This window comes from Dactylosporangium sp. CS-047395 (assembly GCF_050942185.1).
Taxonomy (GTDB): Bacteria; Actinomycetota; Actinomycetes; order Mycobacteriales; family Micromonosporaceae; genus Dactylosporangium.
The window spans coordinates 9,522,489-9,544,042 of sequence record NZ_CP192015.1 but is presented as its reverse complement, the minus strand read 5'-3'; the positions used below and the strand labels follow the sequence as shown (position 1 = coordinate 9,544,042).

The 21,554-nt window shown below is 70.9% G+C and carries 25 protein-coding genes; 12 read left to right on the top strand and 13 right to left on the bottom strand.

Features of this window, described 5'->3' with window-relative positions; translation table 11 throughout:
* The first annotated feature begins 73 nt into the window (after nucleotides 1-73).
* Both ACQP00_RS44630 and ACQP00_RS44625 read left to right on the top strand, forming a co-directional pair.
* A complete protein-coding gene (locus ACQP00_RS44630; RefSeq protein ID WP_433209148.1) occupies nucleotides 74-274 on the top strand; it encodes a hypothetical protein in 201 nt (66 codons plus the stop codon).
* Between the two features lie 2 nt (nucleotides 275-276).
* Nucleotides 277-1,080 carry a site-2 protease family protein gene (locus tag ACQP00_RS44625; protein WP_433209145.1) on the top strand — a complete coding sequence of 268 codons (804 nt, stop codon included), beginning with the start codon at nucleotides 277-279 and terminating at the stop codon, nucleotides 1,078-1,080.
* 15 nt (nucleotides 1,081-1,095) lie between these two features.
* Here the strand turns inward: ACQP00_RS44625 and ACQP00_RS44620 are convergent, their stop codons facing one another.
* Nucleotides 1,096-2,094: an aldo/keto reductase family protein gene (locus ACQP00_RS44620; protein ID WP_433209142.1), complete on the bottom strand. Its 999-nt coding sequence runs from the start codon at nucleotides 2,092-2,094 to the stop codon at nucleotides 1,096-1,098.
* 26 nt (nucleotides 2,095-2,120) lie between these two features.
* Nucleotides 2,121-3,716, bottom strand: a complete 1,596-nt coding sequence (locus ACQP00_RS44615) for a WG repeat-containing protein (protein ID WP_433209139.1) — start codon at nucleotides 3,714-3,716, stop codon at nucleotides 2,121-2,123.
* A 1,029-nt stretch (nucleotides 3,717-4,745) separates the two neighbouring features.
* Between ACQP00_RS44615 and ACQP00_RS44610 the strand changes: the two genes are divergently transcribed.
* Nucleotides 4,746-6,329: a hypothetical protein gene (locus tag ACQP00_RS44610; protein WP_433209136.1), complete on the top strand. Its 1,584-nt coding sequence runs from the start codon at nucleotides 4,746-4,748 to the stop codon at nucleotides 6,327-6,329.
* Here ACQP00_RS44610 and ACQP00_RS44605 read toward each other — a convergent pair.
* From ACQP00_RS44605 to nadA, 3 genes are all read right to left on the bottom strand, one after another.
* Nucleotides 6,251-6,871 (bottom strand): DUF3043 domain-containing protein, encoded by a 621-nt coding sequence (locus ACQP00_RS44605; RefSeq protein ID WP_433209133.1) that lies wholly within the window; start codon nucleotides 6,869-6,871, stop codon nucleotides 6,251-6,253. The genes ACQP00_RS44610 and ACQP00_RS44605 overlap by 79 nt on opposite strands.
* A gap of 81 nt (nucleotides 6,872-6,952) precedes the next feature.
* The gene (gene murA / locus ACQP00_RS44600) at nucleotides 6,953-8,296 is read right to left on the bottom strand and encodes a UDP-N-acetylglucosamine 1-carboxyvinyltransferase (RefSeq protein WP_433049807.1); all 1,344 of its coding nucleotides are present in this window, start codon (nucleotides 8,294-8,296) and stop codon (nucleotides 6,953-6,955) included.
* Nucleotides 8,297-8,479: 183 nt separating this feature from the next.
* A complete protein-coding gene (gene nadA / locus ACQP00_RS44595; protein WP_433209130.1) occupies nucleotides 8,480-9,643 on the bottom strand; it encodes a quinolinate synthase NadA in 1,164 nt (387 codons plus the stop codon).
* A gap of 56 nt (nucleotides 9,644-9,699) precedes the next feature.
* On the opposite strand from nadA, the gene ACQP00_RS44590 reads away from it, so the two are divergent.
* The 6 genes from ACQP00_RS44590 to ACQP00_RS44565 all read left to right on the top strand — a co-directional run bounded on the left by ACQP00_RS44590 (nucleotide 9,700) and on the right by ACQP00_RS44565 (nucleotide 13,731).
* The gene (locus tag ACQP00_RS44590) at nucleotides 9,700-10,818 is read left to right on the top strand and encodes a glycerate kinase family protein (RefSeq protein ID WP_433209127.1); all 1,119 of its coding nucleotides are present in this window, start codon (nucleotides 9,700-9,702) and stop codon (nucleotides 10,816-10,818) included.
* 94 nt (nucleotides 10,819-10,912) lie between these two features.
* Nucleotides 10,913-11,281: a HesB/IscA family protein gene (locus ACQP00_RS44585; protein ID WP_392812907.1), complete on the top strand. Its 369-nt coding sequence runs from the start codon at nucleotides 10,913-10,915 to the stop codon at nucleotides 11,279-11,281.
* Between the two features lie 107 nt (nucleotides 11,282-11,388).
* Nucleotides 11,389-12,369, top strand: a complete 981-nt coding sequence (locus tag ACQP00_RS44580) for a carbohydrate kinase family protein (RefSeq protein ID WP_433209124.1) — start codon at nucleotides 11,389-11,391, stop codon at nucleotides 12,367-12,369.
* Between the two features lie 48 nt (nucleotides 12,370-12,417).
* Complete coding sequence (locus ACQP00_RS44575; RefSeq protein WP_433209121.1) at nucleotides 12,418-12,819, top strand: thioredoxin family protein; 402 nt, start codon at nucleotides 12,418-12,420, stop codon at nucleotides 12,817-12,819.
* Complete coding sequence (locus ACQP00_RS44570; protein WP_433209118.1) at nucleotides 12,816-13,241, top strand: DUF4395 domain-containing protein; 426 nt, start codon at nucleotides 12,816-12,818, stop codon at nucleotides 13,239-13,241. The genes ACQP00_RS44575 and ACQP00_RS44570 overlap by 4 nt, the downstream gene beginning before the upstream one ends.
* A gap of 43 nt (nucleotides 13,242-13,284) precedes the next feature.
* Nucleotides 13,285-13,731, top strand: a complete 447-nt coding sequence (locus ACQP00_RS44565) for a hypothetical protein (protein WP_433209115.1) — start codon at nucleotides 13,285-13,287, stop codon at nucleotides 13,729-13,731.
* Nucleotides 13,732-13,865: 134 nt separating this feature from the next.
* On the opposite strand, the gene ACQP00_RS44560 is transcribed toward ACQP00_RS44565, so the two are convergent.
* Nucleotides 13,866-14,021, bottom strand: a complete 156-nt coding sequence (locus ACQP00_RS44560; protein WP_433224222.1) for a sulfurtransferase TusA family protein — start codon at nucleotides 14,019-14,021, stop codon at nucleotides 13,866-13,868.
* A 47-nt stretch (nucleotides 14,022-14,068) separates the two neighbouring features.
* Entirely contained in the window at nucleotides 14,069-15,160 is a 1,092-nt protein-coding gene (locus ACQP00_RS44555) for a cysteine desulfurase family protein (RefSeq protein ID WP_433209112.1), read from the bottom strand.
* Nucleotides 15,161-15,306: 146 nt separating this feature from the next.
* Here ACQP00_RS44555 and ctaC point away from each other — a divergent pair, with 146 nt between their 5' ends.
* On the top strand, nucleotides 15,307-16,185 hold the full coding sequence (gene ctaC / locus ACQP00_RS44550; protein WP_433209109.1) for an aa3-type cytochrome oxidase subunit II: 879 nt from the start codon (nucleotides 15,307-15,309) through the stop codon (nucleotides 16,183-16,185).
* A 13-nt stretch (nucleotides 16,186-16,198) separates the two neighbouring features.
* Nucleotides 16,199-16,642 carry a cytochrome c oxidase subunit 4 gene (locus tag ACQP00_RS44545; protein WP_433209106.1) on the top strand — a complete coding sequence of 148 codons (444 nt, stop codon included), beginning with the start codon at nucleotides 16,199-16,201 and terminating at the stop codon, nucleotides 16,640-16,642.
* Nucleotides 16,643-16,686: 44 nt separating this feature from the next.
* On the opposite strand, the gene ACQP00_RS44540 is transcribed toward ACQP00_RS44545, so the two are convergent.
* The 6 genes from ACQP00_RS44540 to ACQP00_RS44515 form a co-directional block, all read right to left on the bottom strand.
* On the bottom strand, nucleotides 16,687-17,223 hold the full coding sequence (locus ACQP00_RS44540; RefSeq protein WP_433209103.1) for a phospholipase: 537 nt from the start codon (nucleotides 17,221-17,223) through the stop codon (nucleotides 16,687-16,689).
* Nucleotides 17,224-17,302: 79 nt separating this feature from the next.
* Nucleotides 17,303-17,485, bottom strand: a complete 183-nt coding sequence (locus ACQP00_RS44535; RefSeq protein WP_433209100.1) for a hypothetical protein — start codon at nucleotides 17,483-17,485, stop codon at nucleotides 17,303-17,305.
* Between the two features lie 57 nt (nucleotides 17,486-17,542).
* Nucleotides 17,543-18,289 carry a hypothetical protein gene (locus tag ACQP00_RS44530; protein ID WP_433209097.1) on the bottom strand — a complete coding sequence of 249 codons (747 nt, stop codon included), beginning with the start codon at nucleotides 18,287-18,289 and terminating at the stop codon, nucleotides 17,543-17,545.
* 31 nt (nucleotides 18,290-18,320) lie between these two features.
* Entirely contained in the window at nucleotides 18,321-19,382 is a 1,062-nt protein-coding gene (trpD, locus tag ACQP00_RS44525; protein WP_433209094.1) for an anthranilate phosphoribosyltransferase, read from the bottom strand.
* Nucleotides 19,383-19,455: 73 nt separating this feature from the next.
* Nucleotides 19,456-19,851: a hypothetical protein gene (locus ACQP00_RS44520; protein WP_433209091.1), complete on the bottom strand. Its 396-nt coding sequence runs from the start codon at nucleotides 19,849-19,851 to the stop codon at nucleotides 19,456-19,458.
* On the bottom strand, nucleotides 19,848-20,774 hold the full coding sequence (locus tag ACQP00_RS44515) for a cytochrome c oxidase assembly protein (protein ID WP_433224220.1): 927 nt from the start codon (nucleotides 20,772-20,774) through the stop codon (nucleotides 19,848-19,850). Before ACQP00_RS44515 ends, ACQP00_RS44520 begins: the two co-directional genes overlap by 4 nt.
* A 128-nt stretch (nucleotides 20,775-20,902) precedes the next feature.
* Between ACQP00_RS44515 and ctaE the strand changes: the two genes are divergently transcribed.
* Nucleotides 20,903-21,502, top strand: a complete 600-nt coding sequence (gene ctaE, locus ACQP00_RS44510) for an aa3-type cytochrome oxidase subunit III (protein WP_433209088.1) — start codon at nucleotides 20,903-20,905, stop codon at nucleotides 21,500-21,502.
* Nucleotides 21,503-21,554 lie beyond the last annotated feature (52 nt).

Here is a 21,554-nt window from a genome sequence, read left to right as displayed (position 1 = left end):
CGGTGGCCGGACTCGGCTCAGGGCCAACGGGCCGATACGCTCGAAGTCTTCTACCTGGGACAGGAGTGTGACCATGGCGTGGACGTGGCAGTTCGAAGACGCTGAGAGCAGGCCCGTCGATGGCCCGAACGAGGCGTTTTCCAGCCAGTCCGACGCGGAGTCGTGGCTCGGGCAGACCTGGCGTGACCTGGTGGCCAAGGGCGCGGCGACGGCGATTCTCCTCGAGGACGACCGCACGGAGTACAAGATGAGCCTGTTGCCGGCTGGGGGCTGACGGTGTCCTACGGGCGCTACGGCAGTTCGGTCGGACGCCTGCCGAAGGAGGCGTTCCGCCCGAGCGCGATCTTCATCGGACTCGTCGCCCTGCTGGCGGTCAGCGGCTGGATGGCGTGGGCCGGCTTCGGCGACGCGCAGTTCAACGTCTTCCTCTTCGTCGCCGCGGGCTGGACCATCTCGCTGTGCCTGCACGAGTACTCGCACGCGCTCGTGGCGTTCAAGGGCGGCGACGACGACATCGCGCACCGGGGCTATCTGACGCTCAATCCGCTGAAGTACTCGCACCCGCTGCTGTCGATCGTGCTGCCGCTGGTCTTCGTGATCCTCGGCGGCATCGGCCTGCCCGGCGGCGCGGTGTGGGTCAACCACGGCGCGATCCGCAGCAAGCTCGTCGACAGCCTGATCAGCTTCGCCGGGCCGGCGATGAACCTGGTGCTGGCGATCCTGCTGGTGCTGCCGTTCACGTTCGGCCTGGACGACGGTTCGCATCCGGTGTTCTTCGCCGGGCTCGCGTTCCTGGCCTACCTGCAGCTCATGGCCAGCGTGCTGAACTTCGTGCCGATGCCGGGCGTCGACGGCGGCAACCTGATCTACCCGTGGCTGTCCCCGCAGTGGCAGCGCGGGTTCAACCACATGGCGCCCTGGGGCATGCTGATCCTCATCGCGCTGCTGTGGTCGCCGGTGATCAGCGGGTACTTCTTCGAGCTCGTGGACTGGCTCGCCGGCCTGATCGGGCTCCCGACCGGCCAGGCCGGCGACGGCCTGCGGTTGTTCAGGTTCTGGAACCGCGACGCCTACTACTGAGTCGCGGCTCCCGCACTACGGACGTTCGGCGGGGCTCTGCGTGAGCGCGGGGTCCCGCTGCACGACCGGCTCGAGCGCCTCGTCGATGCGCTTGAGCAGCTCCGCGTCGAGCTTCACACCCGACGCCTTGACATTGTCCTCGAGCTGCTCGGGCCGCGTCGCGCCGACGATCGCCGACGAGACGTTGGGGTTCTGCAGCACCCAGGCCACGCCGAGCTGGGCCATCGACAGTCCGGCCTGATCGGCCAGCGGGCGCAGCTGCTGTACCGCGGAAAGCACATCCTCGGCCATGAGCCGGGAAATGAACGCCGCGCCCGACTTCTCGTCCGTGGCCCGCGAGCCCGCCGGCGGCGGCTGACCCGGCCGGTACTTCCCGGTCAGCACGCCCTGCGCCAGCGGCGAGAAGACGACCTGGCCGAGCCCGAGCTCCTCGCACGCCGGGACGACCTCGGTCTCGATGACCCGGTAGAGGGCGGAGTACTGCGGCTGGTTCGACACCAGCTGGACCCGCAGCTCCTTGGCGAGCGCGGCGGCGGCCCGGATCTGCTCGGCCCGCCACTCGGAGACGCCGATGTACAGCGCCTTGCCGGAGCGCACCACGTCGGCGAAGGCCTCCATGGTCTCCTCGAGCGGGGTCGCGTAGTCGTAGCGGTGGGCCTGGTAGAGGTCCACGTGGTCGGTCTGGAGCCGGCGCAGCGAGCCGTCGATCGACTTCATGATGTGCTTGCGCGACAGGCCGCTGTCGTTGCGGCCGGGCCCGGTACGCCAGAAGACCTTGGTGAAGATCTCCAGCCCGTCGCGGTCCTGGCCCTTCAGCGCGTCGCCCAGCACCACCTCGGCGCGGGTGCCGGCGTAGACGTCGGCGGTGTCGAAGGTCGTGATGCCGAGGTCGAGGGCGGCGTGCACACATGCGGTGGCCTGCTCGGCCTCGACCTGCGAGCCGTGGGTGATCCAGTTGCCGTACGAGATCTCGCTGACGAGCAGCCCGGAACGGCCGAGGTGTCGAAACTCCATGCTCCGACCCTATGCCTGGGCGTCGGTTACATAACGGGCCGGGTGTCGGCCAGAAGCCGATCGATCTCGTCGGTCACGCCCATCCTGCTGGCGAAGGTGTTCTGGATGATCGTGCGCCCGCGCCGGTCGAGCGCACCCCACCGCTGCGAGTCGTCGACGATCAGGAACGCCACCGGGTGGATCATGATCGTGTGGTGGATCGGCGGCACCAGCACCCGCCCGGACCGGTCGACCACGCCCTTGCGCCCGTCCAGCGACACCACGGCGAGCCCCTCGTCGCTGAACCCGTCGATGTAGCGCCCGTCCAGCAGCGCGGTCGCGAACCCGTCGTACTGGAACTGCACGACGACCCGGCCCACCGAGTCGACCGCGCCCCAGTACGGCCCGCGGCGCACGGCGGCGACCCCGCGCCGGAACGGCCGCACGTCGTCGTAGCCGGTCGAGATCAGCACCGTGTTGTTCTTGTCGATCGCGATCCAGCCGGTCGTACCGTCGCGCGAAACCCAGGCCACGCCGTCGGAGAAACTGCCGACGCCGATGTACCCCACGGTGGGCTCGATGAGCACCCGCCCGCTGTCGTCGATCAGCTCCCAGGTCTGCGAGCCCTGCCGCTGCACCCAGGCCACCCCGTCGCGGAACGGCTGCACGTCGAGATACCCGGGCCCGATCACGAAGTTCCCGTCGGCCTCGATGTACCCCCACCGCTGCGTCTGCTCGTCGAACGCGGGCGCCGGCGCCTTGCGGATCTGCAGGATCTCCTCGCGGCTGCGCGGGTACGGCCCCCAGCCCTTCTCCGCGACCCGCCGGAACACCGCGTCCAGCGCCAGCTCGGTCTGCGCGATGAGCTCCGGGTCCTCCTCCTTGCGCAGGTCGAGGGCCCGCTCGAAGTGGTTGCAGGCCTCCATGAAGCGCCCTTGGTCGTACGAGCACTTCCCGGCGTGCTGATGCATGGTGGCCCGCAGCCGGTCCGGCAGCTCCGAGGAGTTCGCGAGCGTGAACAGCCGGTCGGCCTCCTCGAACTCCTCCCGCCACTGCAGCACGTGCGCGAGCCGCGCCTGCGCGATCGCGATGCGCCGCAGCTCCCCGGTCGCCTCGGCGTGCGCGAGCGCGAGCTTCCCGTCCGCGAACGCCTTCGGCAGGTCCCCGAGAATCCGCGAGACGACCGCCCGCAGGCTGAGCAGCCGCGCCCGGGTCGGGTTGTCCTCGACCCGGTTGAGCTTGGCCGTCAGCTGATCGCGAATGTCGGTGAGCTGCGTCACCTCATCGCCCTCGATCTGCTCGCGCAGCGTGTCAGGATCGAACTTCCAGACGAAGGTCGCCAGGACCTGCTCCGGATCGGGCCCGGCCTGCTCGGAGCCACCCTCACCCTGCCGCGGCCCGGGCGGCGAGGTGGGCGCGATGGCCGCGAGCTCGGGCGGAAACCCTTCGGCCCCGGGCCGCACGATCGGGAGATAGCCGGTGGCCTGCAGCCCGTCCACTCCGGCCCCGGTCACGCGCCCGGACTGATACGCCCCCATGGACGTCCCGGCCGCCTCGACGAACTCCACCTTGATCCCGCTGCTGGGCGCGGTCTGCGCCTCGCCACTCACCGGTCCACTGCTGACCGGCGCGTCCGCCGCCATTTCGGCCGCCTCATCCTCACTTCGGGCGTTCGTCGGCCCGAAGAACGAATTCCCACCGGTACCGTCCGGTGCCTGCCCAACCGCCCCACCCACACCAGCGGCGGCGTCATCGAGCTGGCTTTCACCACCCGCCAGTACGTCACCGAGCGGCCCCCCACTGATGGGTGCATCGCTCAACGGTCCGCTGCTGACGGGTGCATTGCTCGGCGTTCCGTAGATGGCGCCACTGTCGGGCCGCTCGTCCGAGTGGGCCCCGTGGCGTGGTACTCCGCTGACCGGCGCGTTGCTGAGCGGCCCGCCGCTGATGGGCGCGTTGGTGAGCGGTCCGCTGGTGACGGGTGCGTTGCTCGGTGGTGCGCCGGCGCCGTGCAGCGGTGCGCTGCTGACCGGAGCGTTAGTGGGTGTGCCGTAGACGGCGCCGCCGCTGACCGGTGCGTCGCTCGAGTGCGCCCCGTGCCGCGGTCCGCCGCTGATGGGGGCGTTGGTGAGCGGTCCGCTGCTGACGGGTGCGTTGCTCGGTGGTGCGCTGGCGCTGTGCAGCGGTGCGCTGCTGATTGGAGCGTTGCTGGGTGTGCCATAGACGGCGCCGCCGCTGACCGGGGTGTTGCCAGGGATCGGGGCGCCGCTGATCGGGGCGTTGCGTACCGGGCCGCCGCTGATCGGGGCGTTGTGCAGAGGGCCGCCGCTGATGGGAGCGTTGTGCAGGGGGCCGCCGCTGATGGGGGCGTTGCTCAGGGGTGCGCTGCTCACCGGCGCGTTGCTGAGGGGGGCGCTGCTGACCGGGGCGCCGCTGATGGGGGAGTTGCGCGGGGCACCGTACACGCCGCCGCGGTCGCCGCCCACGCTCGCCCGGCCGGACGTCCGGCCCGGGGCTGGTTGGGGGCCTTGCGGGTTGCGCGGGTGCCCGGGAGCGTCGCGCCGGACGCGGGGGACCTCATCGGTCGGCTCGTCGAGGGCGCGGCTCCGCGGCCGCCCGTACGCTGTGCCGCCTCGTCCCCGGCCACCCTGGTCCTGGAAGCCCGGGTCACGGTGGTCCCGGAAGCCCGGGTCACCCTGGTCTCGGAAGCCCGGCTCGCGCTGGTCCTGGAAGCCCGGGTCGTCCACGGGGCCACGCCGGTCGTGGCCCCGGCGGTCGTCAAAGTCCCGCGGATCACGGTCGAAGTCGCGCGGGTCACGGTCGAAGTCACGAGGGCCGCGGTACTCCTCATAGCCACGGCCGTCACCTCGCCGGCCGTCACCGGTGGGTCCGCGGTCGTCATAGCGTTGACCGTCCCGACTCTGACGGTCGTCATAGCCGCGTTCGGCGCCGCTATAGCGGTCGTCATAGCGCTGGCCATCGCGTGGGCCGTCGCGACCAGGACGGTCGTCATGGCCACGGCGGGCACCGCTGTGCCGGTCGTCGTAGCGATCCCGATCCCGATCCCGGTCGCGGTCTCGGTCGCGGCTGTGGTCCCGGCTGCGGTCCCGGTCCCGGTCTTCGTCGAAGCCGCGGTCGCCGTAGGCATGGTCGTCGAAGCCGCGCTCGTCGTCGTACGTCCGGTCGATCACGTCCCGGTCGTCGTAGCCCCGGCTCGACCGGCTGCGCTCGTCGTAGGCCCGGTCGCCGCGGTCCCGGCCGTCGTAGCCGCGGTCGTCCTGGCGCCGATCCCGTGGGGTTCGATCGTCCGGCCGGCGTGCGTCCTGCCGGCGGTCATGACGGTCGTCATAGCCGCGCTCGGCGGAGCCACGGCGATCGTCATGACCACCGCGATCACCAGAGCCGCGGCGATCCTCCAAGCCACCGCGCTCGTCATAGCCACGACTCTGCCGGTCGTCATAGCCCCGGCGGTCGTCCTGGCTCCGGCGGTCGTCCTGGCTCCGGCGGTCGTCCTGGCCACGGCGGTCGTCCTGGCCACGGCGGTCGTCCACGCCACGGTCGGAGGGATTGCCACGGTCGGAGGGGTAGCGCTCTTCCGAGCGCCGATCGCTCGACCGGCGCTCCTCACGGCCCCGCTCGTCCGGGCGACGATCCTGCCCCCGGTCGTCGGAGCGGCGGTCATGCCCACGATCGTCCGGGCGGCGGTCATCAAAACGATCGTCAAAAGGCCCACCGAAGCGATCCGAAGAGCGGTCCGGGGAGCGGTCAGGAGCGTGGCGATCGGCGCGACCGCGGGAAGCCTCGTGGCCCGGCTGTTCGCCCTGGTCAGGACGGCGGGACCGGCGGGCGTCGGGCTCGTCGCGGCGCTGTTCCGGCACCCGGCCCCACGGCATCGTCGGCACGGCCGCCCAGGTGGGCGCGGCGGTTCCCGGCTCTTCCCCCGGGTACTCGTCGCTCACAGCTTCGCTCTCCTCGCCCCACTCCGGTCCAGCTCATGCACCGGCGCTCGCCGCGCGCCATTACCCGGAGAATTTGCGGAAAACCCGGGTCGGTCACCGCGAGGCGCTACCGAGCCGGGTTGGGCGCAAATCGTGGTCCGGTCGCGATGGGAGGGTACGGCCTCGCACCCTCCCGACGCCACCGTCGACGTCGAAACGTGTCCGCGAGCTGCGGCGGGTCAGATCGCCTGGCCGATCTTGACCTGCGGCTTCGGGTTGCGGATGAAGCGGAAGGAGATGGAGCGCATGATCGCGTAGAGGTACAGCGATCCCATGCGGTCCTTGGCGTCGGGGAAGCGCTGCTTGACGAGCTTCTTCACGGTACGCGAGATGAGGAAGCCGTCGACCGCGGTGGCCAGCAGCATCACGAAGAACAGGGCGTTGGCCGCGAAGTAGATGTTGGGGTTGAGGCTGCGGTTGAAGCCGACCAGCATTACCAGGAACGTGGTGCCGAAGAAGAACGTGCCGATGGTGCGGCGGGAGTCGACGATGTCGCGCACCAGCTTGCGGACCGGGCCCTTGTCGCGGGCGAGCAGGTAGCGCTCCTCGCCGTTGGCCATGCCCTCGCGGGCCTCGACGCGCTCCTGGCGCTGCTTCTCGCGCAGGCGCTTGGCCGCCTCCTTGCGGTTGGCCGCCGGGGGCTCGGGCATCCGGCGACCGGCGATGACCCGCTTGGGCGTCTTCTGGCCGAGGTCGCGCTTGCTCGGGGTCTGGCCCCGGGGACCGACCTCCGGCTCGGGATCCGACACGACGACGGAGGCGGCGGGCTCTTCTGGCTTGCGGCGAAACAGCGACGGCACGACACGAAGGGTAGCCGACGCCACCGAAGATCAGCAGCGTCGGCTCCGTCTCAAAAGAAAACCCTCAACCTCGGCAAAAACTCAGCCCAGCTCGACGAGCGCACCCAGGGCGTGCAGCTTGCCCTCAAAGTCCTCGTAGCCGCGCTGGATGAGCTTCACGCCGTACACCCGGGACGTCCCCTCGGCCGCCAGTGCGGCGATGAGGTGCGAGAAGCCGGCGCGCAGGTCCGGGATCACCAGGTCCGCCGCGTGCAGCTTGGACGGGCCGGCGATGACCGCCGAGTGCATGAAGTTGCGGCGGCCGAAGCGGCAGGGCGTGCCGCCGAGGCACTCGCGGTAGGTCTGGATGGTCGCGCCCATCTGGTTGAGCGCCGCCGTGTAGCCCAGCCGCCGCTCGTACACCGTCTCGTGCACGATCGAGAGCCCGCGGGCCTGGGTGAGCGCCACGACCATCGGCTGCTGCCAGTCGGTCATGAACCCGGGGTGCACGTCGGTCTCCATGGCCACGGCCTTGAGCTCGCCGCCCGGGTGCCAGAAGCGGATGCCGCCCTCGCCCGGGGTGTCGTCGATCTCGAACGCGCCGCCGACCGAGGTGTAGAGGTTCAGGAAGGTCATCATGTCGACCTGGCTGGCGCCCTTGACGAACACGTCGCCGCGGGTCGCCAAAGCGGCCGCGGCCCAGCTGGCGGCCTCGATGCGGTCCGGGATCGGGCGGTGGCTGTAGCCGACGAGGCGCGGTACACCCTGGATCTCGATGACCCGGTCGGTGTGCACCTTGATGATCGCGCCCATCTTCTGCAGCACGCAGATGAGGTCGATGATCTCCGGCTCGACGGCCGCGTTGCGCAGCTCGGTGACGCCCTCGGCCCGCACGGCGGTGAGCAGGATCTGCTCGGTGGCGCCGACCGACGGGTACGGCAGGTGCAGCTTGGCGCCCTTGAGCCCGTCGGGCGCGGTGATGTCCATGCCCTTCTCGGACTTGTCGACGACCGCGCCGAACTCCCGCAGGGCCTGGATGTGGAAGTCGATGGGACGGCCGCCGATGTTGCAGCCGCCGAGGTCGGGGATGAAGGCGTGGCCGAGGCGGTGCAGCAGGGGGCCGCAGAACAGGATCGGGATGCGGCTGGAGCCGGCGTGCACGTTGATCTCGTCGACGTTGGCCGACTCGACGTCGGAGGTGTCGAAGATGAGCTCGCCGTCCAGCGCGCCCTTGGTGACCTTCACGCCGTGCAGCTCGAGCAGGCCGGTGACCACCTCGACGTCGCGGATCGCGGGGACGTCGTACAGCCGGCTCGGCGTCTCGCCCAGCAGCGCGGCCACCATCGCCTTGGAGACGAGGTTCTTGGCCCCGCGCACACGGAGCTCGCCGTTGAGCGGCGTGCCGCCGTGGACGGTGAGCACGTCACCGGCGTCGTAGTTGGTCACGGGAAACCCTCCTGCAGGCAGGAAAAAAGAAGACACGCAGCGTTACCGGTGCGCGAGTGCGCATCGCGTCGCCCGCGCAGCATATCCACATCTACTGCATGCAAAAGTCGGCCGCACGTCAGCCCTGGCACGAAGACGGGACTTCGACACGGATCACCACAGAGGGTGAGGACGTGGTATGCGCTACGGCAGTGCGAGCATGCGGTCGAGGGCCACCCGCGCGTAGTGGGCGGTGTCACTGTCCACGGTGATCTGGTTCGGCACCCGGCCGGCGACGAGCTCCTCGAGCGCCCACACAAGGTGCGGCAGGTCGATCCGGTTCATCGTCGAGCAGTAGCAGACGTTGCGCTCCAGGAACATGATCTGCTTGTCGGGGTGCGCCAGGGCGAGCCGGCGGACCAGGTTGAGCTCGGTGCCCACGGCCCACGCCGAGCCCGCGGGCGCGTCGTCGATCACCCGGATGATGTACTCCGTCGAGCCCACGTAGTCCGCCGCCGTGACGACCTCGTGCCGGCACTCGGGGTGGACGAGCACGTTGACCCCGGGCACCCGGGCCCGCACGTCCTCCACCGCGTCGAGCGAGAACCGCCCGTGCACCGAGCAGTGCCCGCGCCACAGGATCATCTTGGCCCCGCGCAGCTGCTCGTCGGTCAGGCCGCCGCCGGGCTTGTGCGGGTCGTAGAGGACACAGTCGGACAGCTCGAAGCCCATCTTGAGCACGGCCGTGTTCCGCCCGAGGTGCTGGTCGGGCAGGAAGAACACCTTGCTGCCCTGCTCGAACGACCAGCGCAGGGCGGTCTCGGCGTTCGAGGAGGTGCACACGACGCCGTCACGGCGCCCGACGAAGCCCTTGATGTCGGCCGAGGAGTTCATGTAGGTGACGGGCACCACGTCGCCGGCGATGCCGAGCTCCGTGAAGCGCTCCCACGCCTTCTCGACCTGGGCGAGCACCGCCATGTCGGCCATCGAGCAGCCCGCGGCCAGGTCGGGCAGCACGACCCGCTGGCGCTCGTTGGTGAGGATGTCGGCACTCTCGGCCATGAAGTGCACGCCGCAGAAGACGATGTACTCCGCGTCGGGCCGGGCGGCGGCCTCGCGCGCGAGCTTGAAGGAGTCGCCGGTCACATCGGCGAACTGGATCACCTCGTCGCGCTGGTAGTGGTGGCCCAGCACGAAGACGCGGTCGCCGAGCGCGGCCTTGGCGGCGCGGGCGCGCTCGACCAGGTCCGGGTCGCTCGGCGCGGGCAGATCGCCGGGGCACTCGACACCCTTCTCGGTGTCAGGGTCGGTGCCGCGGCCCAGCAGCAGCAGCGCGGTGGCGGTTGACGAAGGTTCAGCCCAGGTCACCCCCCGATCGTCGCACGCGGCGTCGAGCGGGCGACTGTGACGTGCACAATGGCCGAATGCGCGTGCTCGTGTGCCCGGACAAGTTCGCCGGCACGATCTCCGCCCCCGACGTCGCCGCGGCCTTCGCGGAAGGCTGGCTGACCGAAAAACCCCAGGACGAGTTGGTACTGCGCCCGCTCTCCGACGGCGGCCCCGGCTTCGCCGCCGTGCTGGCCGCGGCCCTGCCCGGGGCGAAACAGCTCGCGGTGCCGGCCACGGACCCGCTCGGCCGCCCGGTCGAGGGCCACGTGCTGCTCGACGGCGACACCGCGTACGTCGAGAGCGCCGAGGCGTGCGGCCTGCACCTGCTGACCGAGGCCGAGCGTGATCCGAAACACACCACGAGCTTCGGCCTGGGCCAGCTGGTCCTCGCCGCGGTCGAGGCGGGCGCCCGCGAGGTGGTCATCGGCCTCGGCGGCAGCGCGACCAACGACGGGGGAGCGGGGCTGCTGGCCGCGCTCGGCGCCGCCCCGCTCGACGCGGCCGGGTACGCGCTGCCGTACGGCGGGGCCGCCCTGTCCGCCTGCGCCGCGCTGAGCGGCGTGCCCCGGTTCCGCGGCGCCACGCTGGTGGCCGCCACCGACGTCGACAGCCCGCTGCTGGGGCTGCACGGTGCCAGCGCGGTCTACGGCCCGCAGAAGGGCGCGACCAGGGAAGACGTGTTCGTGCTGGATGGCGCGTTGGCGCGCTTCAGCGAAGTACTGACGACGCTGGAAAGCTGCCCGGAGCACCTGGCCGACCTGCCCGGCTCCGGCGCCGCCGGCGGCCTGGGTGCCGCGGTCCTGGCGCTGGGCGGACGGGTCGAGTCGGGCATCGGGCTCGTGCGCCGGCTCACCCGGCTCGACGCCGAGCTGGAGGACGCGTACCTGGTCGTGACGGGTGAGGGGGCGTTCGACGAGCAGTCGCTGCGCGGGAAGGTCGTGGCGGGTGTGGCGAACGCCGCACGTGACCTGGGTGTGCCATGTGTGGTGCTCGCGGGGCGGGTCGACGCCGGTCGGCGGGAGGCCGCGTCCATCGGCGTGACCGAGGCCTACGCGCTGGTCGAGCACTTCGGCAGCGTCCAGCGGGCCATGGCGCAGCCGGCCGACGGGCTGCGTGCGCTCGGACAACGCCTGGCCAGGCAGTGGAGCCGCTAGCAGAAGTCGTGTCACTATGAAGTGGGAATAGCCCCCGGAGGCCGCGGCGTTGACCTTCGAGGAACCGTAGACATCACCGCAGGGAGCTTTGATCGTGACCGCTTCGCAGCTTGCCGAGCCCGTTCAGACGGACAACCCGGCCGGCATCGGCCTCACCGCGGATGCCGCTCTCAAGGTGAAGGGCCTGCTCGAGCAGGAGGGCCGGGACGACCTGCGGCTGCGCGTCGCGGTGCAGCCCGGCGGCTGCTCCGGCCTGCGCTACCAGCTGTTCTTCGACGAGCGTTCGCTCGACGGGGACAAGGTCAGCACGTACGACGGCTTCGAGGTCGTCGTCGACCGCATGAGCGTGCCCTACCTGACCGGCGCGACGATCGACTTCGCCGACCGCATCGACGCCCAGGGCTTCACCATCGACAACCCGAACGCCCAGGGCTCCTGCGCCTGTGGCGACTCCTTCCACTGATCGAGCCTTCTTCTGAACGGCCGTACCGGGTTACTTCCGGGCGGCCGTTCGGTGTCTTCGGGGTAGGCTGTCGACGCTCGCACCCGCCGATCCATTGAGGTTCTCCTATGAAGATCGCCGTCACCGGCTCGATCGCGACCGACCACTTGATGCACTTCCCGGGCCGTTTCGCGGAGCAGCTGCTGGCCGACCAGTTGCACAAGGTGTCGCTGTCGTTCCTCGTCGACGACCTCACGGTCCGGCGCGGCGGGATCGCCGCCAACATCGCCTTCGGGATGGGCCTGCTCGGCCTGCGCCCGATCCTGGTCGGCGCGGTCGGGGCGGACTTCGCCGACTACCGCAGCTGGCTCACCCGCCACGGCGTGGACTGCGACTCGATCCTGGTCAGCGAGGTCGCGCACACCGCCCGGTTCGTGTGCACCACCGACGACGACATGAACCAGATCGCCTCCTTCTACGCGGGCGCGATGTCCGAGGCGCGCAACATCGAGCTGTCGCCGGTCAACGCCCGCGTCGGCGGCCTCGATCTGGTCATCATCGGCGCGAACGACCCGGCCGGCATGCTCCGGCACACCGAGGAGTGCCGCGAGCGGGGCATCGCCTTCGCGGCCGACATCTCCCAGCAGCTGGCGATCATGCCCGGCACGGAGATCGCGAAGCTCGTGGACGGGGCGGCGTACCTGCTCACCAACGAGTACGAGAAGGAACTCCTGGAGAGCAAGACCGGCCTGACCACCGAGGACCTGCTCGACAAGGTCGGGATCGTGATCACCACGCTGGGCAAGGACGGCGTGGTCATCCGCAGCCGCAGCCTGGCCGAGGAGATCCGGGTACCGGCCATCCGCGGCGTGCAGACGGTCGACCCGACCGGCGTCGGCGACGGCTTCCGCTCCGGCTTCTTCGCCGCCCTGAGCTGGGGACTCACCCTGGAGCGGGCGGCCCAGGTCGGCTCGATGGTGGCCGCGCTCGTGCTGGAGACCGTCGGCCCGCAGGAGTACACGATCCAGCGCGACGACTTCGCCAAGCGCATCGCCGACACCTACGGCGACGCGGCGGCCGACGAGATCCGCCCGCACCTGCCCGCGTGACTCAGCTATCCCTATCGGACAGGTAGGGTTGAGAGTATCGTTGCCGCCGTGATCTACGTGGTCCTGGCGGTGCTCGCCGCGGCGACCGTGGCCGGCCTGCTCTACCGGGCCCGCTACGGTCGCCTTCGCGTCTCCGCCGGCGAGTTGCCGCCCGGCCTGCTGCCCCCGGGCCGATCGGACGGCGTCACCCTGCTGCATTTCACGTCGGCGACGTGCGCACCCTGCCGTCAGGTCCGGGCCGTCTGCGCTGATCTCGCGAAAGACCTGGCTCTGGTACGGCATGTCGAAGTCGACGCCGACGCGCACCTCGACGCCGTGAAGTCCCTCGACATCTGGCGGCTGCCGACCCTGCTGATCGTGGACCGCGCCGGTCGCGTCGCGCACCGCACCGTCGGCGTCCCCGACCGGGCCGACCTGCGCCGGACCGTCACGGAGGTGCTCACCGCATGACCGGCCTCGACCCCCGCGGCCCCCGCTTCGCGGCGATGCTGACCACGGTCGTCTTCGTGATCGTGCTGCTCACCGGCTCCGGCTGGCTGGCCCTGGCGCAGGCCGTGGTGTTCGCCATCGGCGCCTTCGACCCCCGCCGGACCCCCTACGGCCTGCTGTACCGCTACGCCGTCGCGCCCCGCCTGGCCCCGCCGGCCGAGCGCGAGGACCCCGCCCCGGTGCGGTTCGCCCAGACCGTCGGGCTGGTCTTCACCGTGGTCGCCGTCGTCGGGTACCTCGGCGGCGTCCCGCTGCTGGGTATCGTCTTCGCGGCGTTCGCCCTGGTCGCGGCGTTCCTGAACGGCTTCTTCGGCCTCTGCCTGGGTTGTGAGGCCTACCTGGCGATCCGGCGGCTGCGCGGTGGAGCGGTGAGCGGCTCGTAACGCGGGGTAGCGCGTGGGGCGCGTGTGCCGCATGATGGCTCGCGTGAATGTGTCGTGGGATGCGCGCGTCACCGACCTGCCCCTGCCCGGCCGCTCGATCGTGGACGGCCGCCCGGGCGTCGTCATCGCCGCCGAGGCTGACGGCCCGCCGTGGCGCCGCCGGCCGGTGCCGGTCACCCTCACCGCCGAGCAGGCCCGCGCCTTCCGCCGCTACGAGCAGGCCCGCCGCTGGGGGTACCCGGTCGCGATCGGGGCCGCCCTGGTCGGCGTGGCCACGCTGCTGCTCATGCTGACCCTGCCGAGCATCGCGATCGCCGCGGTCCCGCTGGTCCTGTTCGCGCCGATCATGGCCGCGGCCGTGAAGTCCCGCCGCCCGGCCCAGTTCCCCCGGGTGGTCCGGGGCCGGGTCACCCTCGCCGGCGTCGACCGGGTCGCCGCCTACGAGTGGCTGTGCGTCGCCGGCGACCGCGTGGCGGTCACCGTCTCTTAGGCCCCTTTGTCTGGCCAGCACCGTGAGGTCTCAGCGCTGTATGGGCGCCCTGGCAGCGGGGTCTACCGTTCGATGTCCTGAAGAGCAGTGGGGGAGCAAGCTCCACCCACACCCCCTCAAAACCGCACCGGGCCCTAGAGCACCAATGTGTGCCGATTGCCGTTGGTTGACAGGAACGTGTGGCCCTTCATGCGGCACCAGGCGGGGATGTCGATCGCGGCGGCCGGGTCGTCGGCCAGCACGGCGATCTCGGTGCCCGGCTCCTGCTGGGCGGCCAGTTTGGCCAGCATGATCACCGGGAGCGGGCAGCGCTTGCCACGGGCGTCGATGACGAGATTCACAGGCCGGCCTCCGCGCGGGCCGCGGCGACCAGGCCCGGCAGCACGTCGAGGAAGGCCCGGACGTCCGCCGTGGACACTCCACTATGGAGTGAGATTCGCACGTTGCCGTGGGTGAGCACGCCCATCGCGGCCAGCACGTGCGAGGGGCGCAGGGTGTCCGACGTGCAGGCGGAGCCCGACGAGACCGCGAACCCGGCCCGGTCGAGGGCGGTGAGCAGCACCTCGCCGTCCACGTACAGGCAGGAGAAGGTGACGATGTGCGGCAGCCGCTCGTCCGGCTCGCCGACGACCTCGACGTCCGGCACGGTCGCCGGGACGGTCCGGCGGATCTCCTCGATGAGGGCGCTCTGGCGTACCGACTCCGCTTGAGCGTCCTCGGCGAACGCCCGCAGCGACGCCGCGGCCGCGACCACCGCCGGCACGTCGGCCGCCGCGTCCTCCCAGGGTGCCTCCCACCGGGTGCCCTTGCGGACCACCAGCAGGCCGACCCCGGCCGGGCCGCCCCACTTGCGGGCGCTGCCGGTGAGCAGCGACCAGCCCGTGGGCAGCGGCGCGCGGCCGATCGTCTGCGCGGCGTCGACCAGCAGCGGAACCCCGGCCGCGGCGCACAGCTCCGCCGCGGCGGCGACCGGCTGGACCGTTCCCACCTCATGATTCGCGCTCTGCACCGCCGCGAGGGCCGTTTCCGCGGAATTTCCCGAGGTCAGGGCCGATTCCAGGGCGTCGAGGTCGACCACCCCCGTGCGCGAGACCGGCACGGAGACCGCGTCGGCGCCGGCCGCCCGTAGCACCGAGGAGTGCTCGACCGCGCTGTGCACCACCACGCGCCGCTCGCGCGAGCGGCGCACGCCCGCCACGGCGCGGCGTACCGCATCCGTTCCACCGGCCGTGAACTGCAGTTCATCGGCTCGCACACCCAACACGCCGGCCGCCGTCTCCCGGGCCGCGTCGAGCAGCTGCCGGGCCCGCCGCGACGGGGTGTAGAGCCGGCCGGGGTCGGCCCAGCCGTCCTCGATCGCGGCCTGAAACGCTTGCAGCGCAACGGGATGCGGGGGAGCGGCGGTCGCCGAGTCCAAGTAGACGCCCACCCGCGCAACGGTATCCCGACCCGGACACGACCACCCCAAGCCGGGCGGACCGCACATGGTCGAGTACGCTCGCCAGCGTTGGTGAGGCTTGCCGTGAGAAGCTACTGCAGAGGGCTTTCACGGCGCTGCTAAGGAGGCAGGAGCAGGTGGTCTCAAGAGGTTTGAGCCCCGCGCGCGCCATCGGGCTCGCCGTCTCGGCCGTCGGGGCGACAACCCTGCTCGCCGGTTGCTCCGTCGGGGACACGTTCAACGGCTTCGGCTGGCCCAAGGGCATCACCGAGCAGGGTGACCGGATGTACGACCTGTGGATCGGGTCGGTCGTCGCGGCGCTCGCCGTCGGTGTCTTCGTCTGGGGCCTGATCTTCTGGTGCGTGGTGCGCTACCGGAAGCGGGGCGACGAGCTGCCGCCGCAGACGCGCTACAACATGCCGTTCGAGATTCTGTACTCGGTGGCGCCCTTCGTGGTCATCGCCGTGTTGTTCTTCTACACCGCGGTCATCCAGACCGACGTCGACCGGCTCTCCAAGAACCCGGACGTCAACGTCGAGGTGATCGCCTCGAAGTGGAACTGGCAGTTCGTCTACACCGACTCGAAGGGCCCGGACGGCAAGCCGGTGACCACGGTCGGCTCCGACGACTACATCCCGGTCCTCGTGCTGCCGGCCGGCAAGACCGTGCAGTTCAAGGAGACCTCCCGGGACGTCATCCACTCCTTCTGGGTGCCCGACGTGCTGTTCAAGCGCGACGTCATCCCGGGCGTGGAGAACCGCTTCGAGATCAAGCTCAAGGACAACGCCGAGGGCGCCTACGTGGGCCGCTGCGCGGAGCTGTGCGGCACGTACCACTCGATGATGAACTTCGAGCTGCGTGTGGTGAGCGCCGAGCAGTACACGCAGTACCTCTCGCTGCGGACCACGGGCAAGAGCACCCCCGAGGCGCTGGCCTCGCTGGGCTTCCCGAACAACGGGTACGCGACCAAGACCCACCCGTTCGACACCGACCGCACCAAGCGGTCCTCGAGCTGAGAGGCGAACGGCGATGAAGGCTGAGAACCGTCTCTTCTTCGTACTGGCCCTGTTCGTGTTCGCCATGGCCGCGCTGTACGGCTGGTGGACGAACTCGGCGCCGCTGGAGCAGTCCGGTCACCAGGGCGTGGAGTGGATCGGCGTCATCGCGCTGATCCTGTCCGGCCTGCTGCTGACCATGATCGGCGGGGCGCTGTGGATCATCTCCCGGCGCATCGCACCGCGCCCGGAGGACCGCCCGGAGGCGGACATCGCCGAGGGCGCCGGCGACCTGGGCTTCTTCAGCCCGGGCAGCTACTGGCCGTTCGGCCTGGCCCTCTCGGCCGGCATCGCGAGCCTGGGCCTGGCCTTCGACCAGTGGTGGCTCGTCGCCGCCGGCCTGATCTCGGTGCTGTTCGCGACGTGCGGGCTGATGTTCGAGTACTACACCGGCACCCGGCGCGGGGCCGAGCACTGACGCTCGTCTGCTGAGAAGGGGGCCCTTGCGGGCCCCCTTTTTTGCTATGCCCGGGCCTCAGCGCGGGCCTGGGCCTGCTGACCCTTGGCGAGCAGGTCCTGGGCCTTGTCCATGGCCGCGGCGGAGAGCTGCACGCTGCCGAAGGCCGCGACCGCCTGGTAGTACGTCCAGGCCAGGCTCGTGCAGGCCGGGCGCACGAACGCGTTGTACGTGGCGCACTTGGCCTTGAGGTCGTAGTAGAACGAGTCGTCGATGCGGCTCTTGTTGGCCGGGAACGCGCCGATGGCCTTGTAGTTGCGGTAGCCGAAGTCGTGGCGCTGGCACGGCAGCCGGAAGTCGAAGCCGAGCGGCTGGTCGGGGCTGGACGAGCAGTAGTCGGTCGTCCAGTCGAAGGCGTAGGCGGCCCAGTCGGCCTGATGCTGACGGGCCGAGTTCCAGGCGGCGGCGCTGGCGCTGGTCGGCTGCGACCAGCTCGCCATGACGGCGGGCTTGTCCGTGGGTACTGCGGCGTGGGCGTCGGTGCCGACGCCGACCGCGAGGAGCAGGGCGGCAAGGGGTACTGCCAGGCGGCGGAGCTTCATGGACGGGATTCTCACGCGTCTATGTGTCGCGCGGCGGTTTCCTGCGCCAAGCGGTCCTTGCCGGTAGCTGAACGGACGTTCAGGCGGCCCGGCGCAGGATGACCCGGGGCTTGCGGTCCATCAGCATGATCACCGGGGCCACCACGATCGCGGCGCCACAGCCCGTGCAGGCCCGGTCGGGGCAGGTCGCGCGCGGGTGGTCGGCGCAGGCCGGCTTCTCGAAGATCCGCACCCGGGCGCAGGTGTCGCAGTGCAGCTCCATGCCGCCACAGTCGCATCGCCCACCGCCTTCGCCGTGCATCCACCCGCGCGTGTCAGGTCACTTTTTGGCGGCAGTGGCGCTCGGCGCGGGCTTCGGCGGCAGGAAGGCCTCTTCGCTGACGCTGGGAGTCGTGTACTGCAGGATCAGCTCGGTGGTCTTGCCGGCGTCGCTGGTGCCCTGGAAGTACGCGAGCAGCCCGGCCGGGTTCACGCAGGCCATCTCGGTGCGGATCCCGGTCGCGGTCACCGACACGCACTGGGCGTCGCCGCGCTTGGAGGCCCCGGCGCGCACCCCCGTGCCCTTGGCGATCGTGGCCAGCCGGCCCAGCGCCGCCTCAGGGGCCAGGAATTCGCCCCCGAACGCCACGCTGATGGCCTTGGCCTCGGTGGGGGACATGGCGTCCTGCCCCGACCCTTCCTGGCACGTCACCGGCGCCGTGAGCGGCTTCTTGCCCTTGGCGGGCGACGGGGCGACCCCGGTGCTGCACAGGTACGTACCGTCGGGCGTCGAGATGTACGTCACGCCGCCGCCCCGGTACGCCCGCCGCGGCGAGGACTGCGAGACGGTCACGATCGCCCCGGACGGCGTCGCGTACTGCAGCGTCGCGTCGGTGTCCAGGCCCAGCACCAGGCGCGAGGCGAGCGAGTCGACCATCTCCAGGGCCTGGTTGGCCGGCTCCGCCTGCTGCTTGGCCGGCGCGGCGCACGACTTCGCCATCGTCGCGGCGAAGCCGAGCGTCAGCGCGCCCGCCACGACCGCGGAGAGCATCGCCTTCTTGGGGTTGTTGCGGGGCAGTTCGGCCATGCCCCAACCAACGGCCGGTGCGGGCCGCCGGTTATGCGTCGATGGGGGTGGATTCGAAGGCGGTCCAGCGCTCGACCAGGGCCGTCGCCGCCCCCGAGTCGACCGCCGCCGCGGCCCGCTCCAGACCCGCCCGCAGCTGCCCGGCCAGGCCGTCGACGCTCAGGCCGCCGGCCCGGGCGGCGATCGCCGCGGCCGCGTTGAGCAGCACCGCGTCGCGCACCGGGCCGGGCTCGCCGGCGAACATCCGCCGCGCCACGTCCGCGTTGTGCGCGGAGTCCCCGCCCCGCAGGTCGCCCGGGGCCGAACGGGCCAGGCCGAGATCGGTGCTGTCGAACAGGGTCTCCGTGACCGTCCCGCCGCTGACGACCCAGACCCGGGTCGCCGCCGCGGTGGTGAACTCGTCCAGGCCGTCCTCGCCGCGCACCAGCAGTACCGAAAAACCGCGTTTGGCCAGAACATCGGCCATCACCGGGGCCATCCGCCGGTCGAAACAGCCGATGGTGGCGGCCGTGGGCTGGGCCGGGTTGGTGAGCGGGCCCAGGAAGTTGAACACCGTGGGCACGCCCATCTCGCGGCGCGGCACGCCCGCGTGGCGCATGGCCGGGTGGAAGCGCGCGGCGAAGCAGAAGCCGATGCCGACCTCGTGCACGCACCGCGCCACGTCCTCGGGACCCATGTCGATGGTCACCCCGAGCCGCTCGAGCAGGTCGGCGGCGCCGGTCGAGGAGGAGGCGGCCCGGTTGCCGTGCTTGACCACCGGCACCCCGGCGGCCGCGGTCACGACCGCGGCCATGGTGGAGATGTTCACGGTGTTGGCCCGGTCGCCGCCGGTGCCGACGATGTCCACGGCCGCGTTGCGCAGCTCGTCGGAGACCGGCACCTTGGCCCCGAACTCCAGCATCATCTCGGCGCACCCGGCCACCTCGGCCGGGGTCTCGCCCTTGGCGCGCAGGGCGATCACGAACGCCGCGGTCTGAACCTGCGTCGCGGAGCCGGCGAAGATCTCGCCCATCGCCCACCGGGTGTCCTCGGTGGACAGGTCCTCCCCGCGGAGCAGGGCGGTGAGCAGCGTCGGCCAGGTGCGGTCGCCCATGGCGGCCTCCAGAGGGGGATGTCCGAGTCGCCCACGCGCCTCACCGGCGGCCCTGCCGGTGCGCGCCCGGGGCCTACCGGCGGATGGCGGGGTATGCGCGGAGCAGGGCGGAGACGGTCTCGCCGGTGGTGACGGGGTCGAGCGGGTACATGATCGTGCCCTCGACCTTCGCGTAGGACGCGAGCCACCGGTCCGCGGCGCGGGCGATGGCCAGCACGACCGGCGGCGCGTCGGCGATCTCGTCCTTGAGCTGCCGGGCGATGCCCAGCCCGCCGCCGGGGGTGGCCTCGCCGTCGAGCACCAGCAGGTCGACGTCGGTGTCGTCGACGAGCTTGACGACCTCGGCGTACGTCGAGGCGTCGACGAACCGGACCGTCAGGTCGGCCGCGGGGCGGGTGCCGATGGCCAGCCGCATGCGGTCGCGGACCTCGGCGTCGTCGCTGTACAGCAGGACAATGTGCTCGCTCATGTGCGCGCTGCTCCTCGTGTGGCGTCTGCCTCCGGGATCGTACCGTCCGGGGTGATGGCGATTCCCGTGCGGGCGGACCACTCGGCCTCCTCGCGCGCCAGCTGCTCCTCGCGGTCCAGTTGCCGGTCGATGCGCTTGGCCTCCCGGTCGGACTGGCGCATCCACTGCACGACCAGCACGGCGAGCATCGTGACCGAGACGAACTCGCCGCCCGCCCACAGGATGCCGCCCGCGGTGACCTGGTCGGCGGCCGGGTCCGTCCAGCTCAGGTGCAGGGAGGGGTACCAGTCGCCGCCCAGCAGGGTCTTGCTCTGCATGATCGTCAGCCCCAGGACCGTGTGGAACGGGGTGCTCAGGAACATCAGCAGGGCGCGGGCGGGGTACGGCCACCGGCCCGGCAGCGGGTCCAGTCCGATCAGCGGCCAGAAGAACAGGCAGCCCACCGCGATGAAGTGCGCGTGCGTGAGCTCGTGGAACCACTCGTGGCGCATCGTGAGCTCGTAGAGATTCGTGAAATAGAGCACGAACGGCGTCACCACGAAGAAGCCGAAGGCCACCAGCGGAAATGCCAGGATCCGCGCGGCCCGGGAGTGCACGATCGCCAATAGCGTCTTGCGGCCGCGGGGCGGCAGCGTGCGCAGGGCGAGCGTCACCGGAGCGCCCAGCGCCAGGAAGATCGGCGCGATCATGGACAGCACCATGTGCTGGATCATGTGGACACTCAGGAGCGTCGTGTCGTACTCCTCGACCCCGCTCATCGTGACAGATGCGATCGCCCCCAGGCCGGGGAACAGGAACAACAGGGTCCGGGAGATCGGCCACGCGTCGCCGCGGCGGCGCAGCTTCACCACGCCGGCGAGGTAGACACCGGCCGCGGCCAGCAGCACCAGCGTCAGCCACGACACGTGGAACGACCCGAGGATCGTGGCCGCGCTGGGAGGACCTGATTCGGCAGCTTGGAGCACGTCTCCACACTATGCCGCCGCACGAATCGTCCGTGTCTGGTGGACCCCGCGCAAACGCGGTGATGATCGGGGGCAATAATGACGCTGTGACTGCGGCCCCAGCGATTGCCAAGAGCCAGATCCACTCACTGACCAGGCCCAACATGGTCAGTGTCGGGACGATCGTGTGGCTCTCCAGCGAACTGATGTTCTTCGCGGCACTCTTCGCGATGTACTTCTCCATCCGCGCGGCAGCGCCGGAGCTCTGGGAGAAGCACACCGAGGTGCTGAACGTCCCCTACGCTCTGACATTCACCGTCATCCTCGTGCTGTCGTCCATCACCTGCCAGATCGGCGTGTTCCGCGCCGAGCGCGGTGACGTGCACGGCCTGCGCCGGTGGTTCGCGCTGACCTTCGTCATGGGCCTGATCTTCGTGCTGGGCCAGGTGAACGAGTACCGCAACCTGGTCGGCGAGGGCGTGAAGATCAACGGTGACGGGTACGGCTCGATGTTCTACCTGACGACCGGCTTCCACGGCCTCCATGTCACGGGCGGCCTCATCGCGTTCGTCATCTACCTCATCCGCACGACGATGGGGCGCTTCACGCCGGCCCAGGCGACGGCGGCGATCGTCGTGTCGTACTACTGGCACTTCGTCGACGTGGTCTGGATCGCGCTGTTCGCGATGATCTACTTCCTGCAGTAGACCGATCGCTCCCGGGCCCCGTCACACCCGGACCACCCGCAGGGTCTTACCA

Coding starts and splice junctions, on each gene's coding strand:
- ACQP00_RS44630 (WP_433209148.1), top strand. CDS start 74: ATGGCGTGGACGTGGCAGTTCGAAGACGCTGAGAGCAGGCCCGTCGAT.
- ACQP00_RS44620 (WP_433209142.1), bottom strand. CDS start 2,094: ATGGAGTTTCGACACCTCGGCCGTTCCGGGCTGCTCGTCAGCGAGATC.
- ACQP00_RS44615 (WP_433209139.1), bottom strand. CDS start 3,716: ATGGCGGCGGACGCGCCGGTCAGCAGTGGACCGGTGAGTGGCGAGGCG.
- ACQP00_RS44590 (WP_433209127.1), top strand. CDS start 9,700: ATGCGCGTGCTCGTGTGCCCGGACAAGTTCGCCGGCACGATCTCCGCC.
- ACQP00_RS44580 (WP_433209124.1), top strand. CDS start 11,389: ATGAAGATCGCCGTCACCGGCTCGATCGCGACCGACCACTTGATGCAC.
- ACQP00_RS44570 (WP_433209118.1), top strand. CDS start 12,816: ATGACCGGCCTCGACCCCCGCGGCCCCCGCTTCGCGGCGATGCTGACC.
- ACQP00_RS44560 (WP_433224222.1), bottom strand. CDS start 14,021: ATGCTGGCCAAACTGGCCGCCCAGCAGGAGCCGGGCACCGAGATCGCC.
- ACQP00_RS44545 (WP_433209106.1), top strand. CDS start 16,199: ATGAAGGCTGAGAACCGTCTCTTCTTCGTACTGGCCCTGTTCGTGTTC.
- ACQP00_RS44540 (WP_433209103.1), bottom strand. CDS start 17,223: ATGAAGCTCCGCCGCCTGGCAGTACCCCTTGCCGCCCTGCTCCTCGCG.
- ACQP00_RS44535 (WP_433209100.1), bottom strand. CDS start 17,485: ATGGAGCTGCACTGCGACACCTGCGCCCGGGTGCGGATCTTCGAGAAG.
- ACQP00_RS44530 (WP_433209097.1), bottom strand. CDS start 18,289: ATGGCCGAACTGCCCCGCAACAACCCCAAGAAGGCGATGCTCTCCGCG.
- trpD (WP_433209094.1), bottom strand. CDS start 19,382: ATGGGCGACCGCACCTGGCCGACGCTGCTCACCGCCCTGCTCCGCGGG.
- ACQP00_RS44520 (WP_433209091.1), bottom strand. CDS start 19,851: ATGAGCGAGCACATTGTCCTGCTGTACAGCGACGACGCCGAGGTCCGC.